Source organism: uncultured Ruminobacter sp. (genome assembly GCA_902764345.1).
Classification (GTDB): domain Bacteria; phylum Pseudomonadota; class Gammaproteobacteria; order Enterobacterales; family Succinivibrionaceae; genus Ruminobacter.
This window is the reverse complement of sequence record CACWVT010000069.1, coordinates 1-8894: the sequence shown is the minus strand read 5'-3', so window position 1 is coordinate 8894 and position 8894 is coordinate 1. Positions and strand designations below refer to the sequence as shown.

Sequence of the window (8894 nt, the reverse complement as noted above, 5' to 3'; positions counted from 1 at the left end):
GGCAGCGCTTGCAAAGGGCACGCCAGTTGCTCCGGTCCCAGAACAAAGTCTCATCCCCTCTGTGTGCGATGATGTGATCAACGACCGTGGCCTTGGTGTACTTGCCGCGCTTCATGCACTCCTCGCAGAGCGGGTGCGCCTGCAGGAACAGTCTGCTGGCCTTCTGCCATGACCGGTCATAGCCTCGGCTGGCAGCCGACCGTACTTCCTCCGGATGCAATGGCCGGTGCAGATCACAGTACTTGGTGCCGGATGGGATCAACGCAGCGCAGCCGGGGTGCTTGCAGGGCACCTTTGGTTTGGTAGGCATCAGCGCACCAGACCCCACTCGGCGAACTGCTCGAAGCCGCCGAGCTGGTTGATGTAGGCGCGTGCGGTCTCGACCATTTCGCTGAACGGAACACCGCCAACCTGATCGTCGCCAATGGCGCAGCAGACCTCCACAGGCTTTCCAGTTTCCTGTGCTTTGAGCCATGCCCAGACATTCAAGCTGACGTCTGCCTTGCTGAGATCCTTCCCATGCAGGCCACCGCCGGTGACGCTGTCTGCCATGTCGCTGCCCAGCTTACGGTTGGTAGCGCCAGTGTCCACATCAGGACCGCCGGTCCAATCGCCCAGAGGGTTGACCTCCGCTGTCGGGTAAGCAGCGCGGAGCTTCTCTGTGGTGGCATTGCTCTGGCAGAGGATCAGCCGATCGCCGTCAAGGATGTATTTCCCGTCACAGCCATACTCGGCATAGATGTCCTTGGCGATATCGGTCAGCTTTTTCTGCTCCTCGGTCACCGGAACGCCTTTGAAGATACCGTTGTCACCGCAGCGGAAACCGTGTTCCTGGTTCTGGGCCAGATGCCGATCCTGCGCCACCTCTACATAATCCACAGCGACCTTCCCGGCGATGCGGTTGACAGCAGCCTCTACCTCATAGAACGGAATGGAGATGTCCGTCTCCACAATGATGTGGCAGATGCCGTGGCCCAGAAGAACCTCCACAGCGATGCGAGGATCGGCAACCTGGGCATATGCGAGATCCACGATGGCTCCGGCGATGCGATCACACAGCTTGTCGGGATGGGAAGGGTTGACTTTTTCAAACATAATGATTCTCCTTCACAAAGCAAAAGCCCCGGAGGTTTTTCCTCCGAGGCTCCCGCGCATTTTTCATGATACAAGCATATCACGTTTCTCAAGGGACAGTTTATCCGATTTTGGACATGAAAGTTAGAAATAAAAGATTTCTTCAAACTGTTTTTCCAATGCGATGCTCAAGATAAGTGCAAGCTTTGCTGTTGGGCTAAACTGTCCGGTTTCAATAGAGCTGATCGTGTTTCGAGACACACCGACCATCTCTGCGAGTTGTGCCTGTGACAGCCCTTTCTCTGTACGGATTTCCTTTAGTCTGTTTTTCAGTATCAGTTTGTCTTCCATATTGCACCTCGTTATCCGAAGAGCTGAATAATCCATGAAATAAGGAACGCGCCAGCTGCAACTGCGTCAATGACTGCAACGAATAGCTCATGTTTCTGATGTAATTTCATGTATTTGTAGAAAAAGATAACGGAGGTTGAAGCAGTAACAGCAAAGAAAACCTCACTGCTCATCCGTTCAAATACGATTGCGTTGACTACCGATACGAAGGCCAGCAAACATATAATTACGACCCATCCAATCTTCATGCCGTTCTTCGACACTTCCAGATTAGCAATATCCTGCCCATGATTTTCCTGTTGGCTTTTTGCCAGTATTTCTTCTCTATTCATCATAGCACCTCCCAATAGGTTGCCAAGTTCACTTGGCATGGTTGTATTATACACATGCCAAGTATACTTGTCAATACTTTTCGCAAAGTTTTCTTTGCAAGTCAGGATTTCCCGAACAGCAACACTGTCAGCCGGTCCAGCGCACGGTTCTTCCGCTTATACCCACGCTGCATGCAGCCTCACAGAGAGCGGGACAAACACGACCGGTAAATTCAGGGAAGCTGCTGGTACTGTGAAGTACACGTATTGCTGTTTCATAATCTCCCCTGTACACAAGATCGTTAAAATCAGGGATATTATTGTGTACCGGACACTTGTTGTTACAGAAAGGAACGCCGCAGTCCATGCATCTGGCCGCCTGTACGGTAGCCTCTTCATCTGTTAAACAAGGAGTAAACTCATTAAAATTCTTAACACGCTCAGCAACGCTCAGGTGCTTATCATTAATGCGGGCGTACTCCATAAAACCTGTTGGCTTACCCATTTACACGCTCTCCTTACTGTTAGACTGCAACACAAGTGCTTGACGGTATTCTTTAGGGAATACCTTTACAAATTTCTTCAGGCTGTCAGACCAGTTCTTAAGAATTTCCTTAGCCCTATTACTGCCGGTATAATCAGCATGATTCTGAATATACTTTCTCAGAATATCCTCATCAGCCATACCACAGTGGCGCGGTTCGGCCACGTTCTGAGCTGATGCTGGAACAACCTTTTCCAAATCAACAGAGGTCAGATTGCAGGAATCGGCAAACTTTCCGTCAGGATCATATACGTATGCAATACCGCCTGACATACCTGCGGCAAAGTTACGGCCGGTATTACCGAGAACAATTACGGTACCGCCGGTCATGTATTCACAACCGTGATCACCAACACCTTCAATAACGGCTGTAGCCCCTGAATTTCTTACGCAGAATCTTTCGCCGGCAACACCGCTTACATAAGCTTCACCGCTGGTTGCACCATAGAAACAGGTGTTACCGCAGATGATGTTTTCGTAGGTGTTCGCAACGAAATCCTTACGAGGATGAATAATAAGCTTACCGCCAGACATACTCTTACCAACGTAGTCATTGGCTTCACCAGTAAGTTCAACAGTTACGCCACCGCAGAGGAATGCTGCAAATGACTGACCTGCAGTACCGGTAAGACGGATGGTAATGGTATCTTCGGCAAGACCGTGATCACCATACTTTTCTGCTACCGCACCAGAAAGCATGGTACATGCGGTACGGTTTACATTGGTAATTCTGCCCGCAAATTCGACCTTCTTACCCTTGGCAATGGCCTGAGCGGCATTGGAAATGAATTCATTGTCCAAAGCCTTGTCCAAACCATGATCCTGTAATTCAGAGTGTCTGATTGCAGTACTTTCCGCTCTTTCCGGCTGGTAGAAAATTCTTGAGAAGTCGAGTCCCTTGGCCTTCCAGTGTTCAATGCCCTGACGCTTATCCAGATATTCGGAATGACCAATCAGATCGTCGAACTTTCTGATACCCATTGAAGCCATAATCTGACGTACTTCTTCAGCCACGTAGAAGAAATATCTCACTACATGTTCAGGTCTGCCTGCAAAACGCTTACGAAGTTCAGGATCCTGAGTAGCCACACCTACCGGACAGGTATTAAGCTGACACTTTCTCATCATGATACAGCCTGACGCAACGAGCGGAGCTGTAGCAAAACCGAATTCATCCGCACCGAGCAGAGCACCGATAACAACGTCCCTACCGGTCTTCAGCTGACCGTCAACCTGTACTCTTACACGGCCACGAAGTCTGTTGAGAACCAGAGTCTGCTGAGTTTCAGAAAGACCTAATTCCCATGCTGAACCCGCATGCTTGATGGAAGATGCAGGAGATGCACCGGTACCGCCGTCGTGACCTGCAATAACAATATGGTCGGCCTTGGCCTTTGCCACACCGGCAGCTACTGTGCCGATACCCACCTCAGAAACAAGCTTAACTGAAATTGAAGCCTTAGGATTAACATTCTTAAGGTCGTGAATCAGCTGAGCAAGATCCTCGATGGAATAAATATCGTGATGTGGTGGAGGAGAAATAAGACCAACACCCGGAACAGAATGACGCAGGAATCCGATATATTCTGAAACCTTATGTCCTGGAAGCTGACCGCCTTCACCAGGCTTTGCACCCTGAGCCATCTTGATCTGAATCTGATCCGCATTGACACAGTATTCGGCAGTAACACCGAAACGGCCTGATGCAACCTGTTTGATTGCGGAACGAAGACTGTCGCCAGGTTCAAGTTCAATATCCCTTGCCACACGGCCGGCACCGATAATTTCTGAAAGCATGGTCTTTTCGGTAACAGGCTGGAAGCGTCTTGCATCTTCACCGCCCTCACCGGTATTTGACTTACCGCCGATACGGTTCATGGCTATGGCAAGATTTGTATGAGCTTCGGTGGAAATTGAGCCGAGAGACATTGCACCGGTAGCGAAACGCTTAACAATGTCTTTAGCAGGTTCAACCTCGTCAATGCTGATTGGGCTGAACGGAGACTTGATTTCAAAGAAGCCGCGAAGAGTAAGATGTCTCTTCGTCTGATCATTAATGATTTCGGCATACTTCTGATAAGTTTCGGCATCATTCTGACGAACCGCATGCTGAAGATTTGAAATGGCATCAGGAGTCCACAGATGATCCTCACCTCTTACACGAACACTGTATTCGCCGCCGACATCAAGACTTTCAGCAAGAAGCGGATCCTTACCAAAGGCTGCATTGTGCAGATTGATTGCTTCCTGAGCAACTTCGAACAGTCCAACGCCTTCCACGTTGCTTGCGGTATTGGTGAAGTACTTATCCACAAATTCACGGGTAAGACCAACAGCTTCAAATACCTGAGCACCGGTGTAAGACATGTAGGTTGAAATACCCATCTTGGACATGGTCTTGCAAAGGCCCTTGCATACAGCCTTGATGTAGTGGTGGATGTAATCTTCTTCCAGAGCCTTATCGCCCTTGGCCAAATCACGAAGGGTTTCAATGGCAAGATACGGATGAACCGCTTCTGCCCCATAACCGGCAAGAAGTGCAAAATGATGAACTTCCCTGGCACTGCCGGTTTCAACAACAAGACCTGTACTGGTTCTGAGACCGGCATTAACAAGACGAAGATGAACAGTTGATGTTGCGAGCAGAGCAGGAATGGCCACACGATCCTTACATACCTTACGGTCAGTAACAATCAGAATGTTTGCACCTGCCTTAACGGCATCTTCAGCTTCACAGGCAAGACTTGCGAGACGGGCTTCGATACCTTCCTTGCCCCATGACAGAGGATAAGTAATATCCAGTTCATATGAACGGAATTTACTGTCTGTATACTTGGCAATGCTTCTTATCTGCTCCATGTGGAGTTCGCTAAGTATAGGCTGTTCAACTTCCAATCTGATAGGTGGATTGATATCGGTGGAATTCAGAAGATTAGGTCTTGGTCCGATAAATGAAATAAGGGACATAACCATCTCTTCACGAATAGGGTCAATCGGAGGATTGGTTACCTGGGCAAAAACCTGACGGAAATAATCGTATAAGGTCTTGTCCTTCTTTGCCATTACGGCCAGAGCGGCATCATTACCCATTGAAGCCAATGGTTCCTGACCAAGCTTAGCCATAGGCAACATAATCTTATTAATGTCTTCAGCGGTATACCCGAACAGCTGCTGCATATCAAGAAGTGAAGCCTCGTGAGCAATCGGAGCAACGTTTCCTGAACGTTCATCAAGTTCTCCGATCTTGATGCGGATTTTGTTAATCCACTCACTGTAAGGCTTAGCAGTTGCAAGACTGTTTTTGATTTCTGAATCATCAATGATGCGCCCCTGTTCCATATCAATGAGGAACATCTTGCCTGGCTGCAGACGCCATTTCTTAAGAATTCTGGAATCATCGATAGGAAGAACGCCGGATTCTGAGGCCATAACAACCAGATCATCCTTGGTAACAAGATATCTTGCTGGACGCAGACCGTTTCGGTCAAGAGTTGCACCAATCTGACGACCATCAGTGAATGCCACGGCTGCAGGACCGTCCCACGGCTCCATCATGGCTGCATGATATTCATAGAACGCATGACGCTTAGGATCCATAGTGGCATGCTTTTCCCAAGCCTCAGGAATCATCATCATAACCGCATGAGCGAGAGAGTATCCGCTCATGGTAAGAAGCTCAAGTGCATTATCAAATGAAGCTGAGTCAGACTGTCCCGGATAAATCAGAGGCCAAACCTTTTCGAGATCATCTCCCAGAACAGGAGAGTGAACGCACTGCTCTCTTGCACGCATCCAATTTACGTTACCACGGACGGTATTAATTTCACCGTTATGGGCAATCATGCGGAACGGATGAGCCAAATCCCAAGATGGGAAAGTGTTGGTTGAAAATCTCTGGTGAACCATTGCCAGTGCTGACTGACATCTGGTATCAGCAAGATCTCTGAAGTAAGTACCAACCTGATCAGCAAGAAGCAAACCCTTATATACTATGGTTCTTGCAGAAAATGATGGGATGTAGAATTCATGGCAGTGTCTTAAATTAAGATTCTTGATTGCCTTTGAACTGCGCTTTCTGATTATATAAAGCTTTCTTTCAAGAGCATCGGTAACAAGAACATCCTTTCCGCGACCGACAAAGATCTGTCTGATTACCGGTTCAGTACTCTTAACGGTAGGAGACATAGGACACTTATCATCAACAGGAACATCTCTCCAGCCGAGAACAATCTGACCTTCAGCTCTGACGGCTCTTTCAATTTCTTCTTCGCAGGCCTTGCGTGAAGCAGCTTCACGTGGCAGAAAAATCATACCTACACCGTATTCACCCGCAGCAGGAAGCTGTACTCCCTGTAAAATCATATCATCACGGTATAACTGATCAGGTATCTGAATTAATATGCCTGCACCATCGCCCTGTAACGGGTCGGCACCAACGGCTCCGCGGTGATTGATATTTTTGAGTATAAGCAAACCCTGCTCAACAATACTATGGCTTTTAACTCCCTTCATATGAGCAACAAAGCCGACGCCACATGCATCATGCTCATTTGCGGGATCGTAAAGCCCCTGGCTCTTAGGTAATGCTGAATCCATCACATCAAATCCTCTATATTACGACTTATTGTCTTTCCGGTTCGGAGCAATCCCGCACCTTGTAAGACAACTGAAAAAAATTTATGGCTGTATCACTTAAGAATACAAAAATTCTCACTTAATTTGTGCATGAAGCATAATTCATGCCATATAACGATATCTTGATCACAAATATTTATTCATTTAATCAGACTTTGACTTATTTGTAAACCTTATAGAGATGTTTGAATACATTAACTGATTACAGCATATATATTAGTAAGTACATCTAATACCTTATATATATAATCTACAATTATCACGACATTTCCGGCAGTATTCATTGTTTAATAATTATTTACTTTTTATGAATATTTATGCATTTAATCCATAAGAGTGCATAAAAAGAAAGCAATCACCCTTTTTAAATAACCAAAATAATCACAACATGCACAGTATTAGAGCATAAAAATAAACCGACTCCCATACAATCAGCAGTCTCATCCGTTTACGGCAACTGTCAGTCATCCTCTTAAATGGCATTATGGATTATTCAATGTTTCCGATTGGTTCATTATGCACTAACAGCGTGCATAAGAAATTTAGATATGCATTGAAAAATATCAGAATCAACATAAGCCTGAAAGCAAAGTGAGCCTTTCAGACTTTTAACAAACACAACCGACAGACCTAAAAAGAAATCCGCCCGGATGCACATTGATTGACATGAGAAGGAGTGAGCCCCCCTTTCGTTTCCCCATGTTGCCTAATGCCTGTCAAATTTCTGAATATCAAAGTGAATTACTATTAATTGGGAAAGTGAAATAAGTATCGGGATATGGTTCATCAGCCAGTGTAAAATGCCACCACTCCTCTACCAGAGGTTTAAAACCATGTTTCAGCATAACCTCACGCAGTAACATTCTGTTTTTATACTGCTCCTCGGTAATGTTACGGTAGTCCGGATGACTGAGTTCACCGAAGTAGTCGAACGTTCCCCCCATATCAACTTCCTTTTCCGTTGTCATGTCGAAAAGCGTCAGATCAACGGTACTGCCACGGCTGTGCCCTGAATGTTCAGCAATGTACCCTTGAGGGAAAAGAACCTTTTTATCCAATTCCGGATAAAAGTACTTCTTCATACGGACATCATTTTCATCCAAAGCCCAGTTCATGAAATGGGTAACAGCCTTTTGAGGACGGTAGGCATCAAATATTTTAAGGCGATACCCCTTGGTTATCAGTTCATCGCTAACATTTTTCAGGGCTGATGCCGCCTCTTTGGTTAAAAAGGCTAATGGCTCTTCGTATCCGTCAATCCTGTCTCCCACAAAGTTGTAGGTAGAGTAATAACGAATCTCTAAAATAACATCCGGAACGGCTTCACTCAGGAGTACAAAACCTGATGAATCTGATGATAATTTAACATTCTGAGTCACCGTGGCACCTGCCGTCTCGCCGGAATTATCCACATCGGCAACCTGACAACACCCAAACCCCATCGAAATCAGCATTGCAACAGTCAGCATTCTGAATTTGGCTTTACACCAGTCATCACGAAATTTATTGATCATTTTTATCTCCAAATGGTGTTTACATGAGAGGGAAACTTTCTAGAAGCGGCATATTCATAAGTTAATTCTAGCGCCGTTTTATAAAATTATTAGACTTTATCCTCTTTTCACTAATTAAATTGAGATAAAAATCTATTAAAACAAAATAAATTTTTCCCGTAAAAACAGGTTCAGAAAAATTATCTTACCATTTGTAATATTTGGTAACACCTTATCATCAGCATGAAAAATTAAAACACTTCCATACTGCTATACTGAGCTCATCCGGTCAGAAGAAATAACCGGAATTATAAAACCACAGACTAATGAACATCTAGGCCGCACATGGTCGTAAATACATCAAATGAGGAAATGATTATGAAGATATTTATGCCTGTTATGAAACGACTTTTGTCAAGCAGTAATTTAGGCAAGACATTTTCCTCAGTGTAAGCACGGCATTGGCCACTCTGTTATACGAGGATT

Annotated in this window: 7 protein-coding genes; all 7 read right to left on the bottom strand. The window is 45.8% G+C overall.

The window, feature by feature from the left end; genetic code table 11:
• On the bottom strand, positions 1-310 hold a 310-nt coding region (locus QZU58_RS09380), incomplete at its 3' end, for an HNH endonuclease (protein WP_294496271.1).
• Positions 310-1095, bottom strand: a complete 786-nt coding sequence (locus QZU58_RS09375) for an S-adenosylmethionine synthetase N-terminal domain-containing protein (protein ID WP_294496269.1) — start codon at positions 1093-1095, stop codon at positions 310-312. The genes QZU58_RS09380 and QZU58_RS09375, both read right to left, overlap by 1 nt.
• Before the next feature lie 123 nt (positions 1096-1218).
• Positions 1219-1425, bottom strand: coding sequence for a helix-turn-helix transcriptional regulator (locus tag QZU58_RS09370; protein ID WP_294496267.1), 207 nt, complete (start codon positions 1423-1425; stop codon positions 1219-1221).
• Positions 1426-1436: 11 nt separating this feature from the next.
• On the bottom strand, positions 1437-1760 hold the full coding sequence (locus tag QZU58_RS09365; RefSeq protein ID WP_294496265.1) for a DUF6442 family protein: 324 nt from the start codon (positions 1758-1760) through the stop codon (positions 1437-1439).
• 124 nt (positions 1761-1884) lie between these two features.
• Positions 1885-2241, bottom strand: coding sequence for a hypothetical protein (locus tag QZU58_RS09360; RefSeq protein WP_294496263.1), 357 nt, complete (start codon positions 2239-2241; stop codon positions 1885-1887).
• Positions 2242-6876, bottom strand: a complete 4635-nt coding sequence (gene gltB / locus QZU58_RS09355; RefSeq protein ID WP_294460175.1) for a glutamate synthase large subunit — start codon at positions 6874-6876, stop codon at positions 2242-2244. It abuts the gene before it with no gap.
• A gap of 770 nt (positions 6877-7646) precedes the next feature.
• Entirely contained in the window at positions 7647-8429 is a 783-nt protein-coding gene (locus QZU58_RS09350; protein WP_294460172.1) for a M15 family metallopeptidase, read from the bottom strand.
• Between the last annotated feature and the right edge of the window lie 465 nt (positions 8430-8894).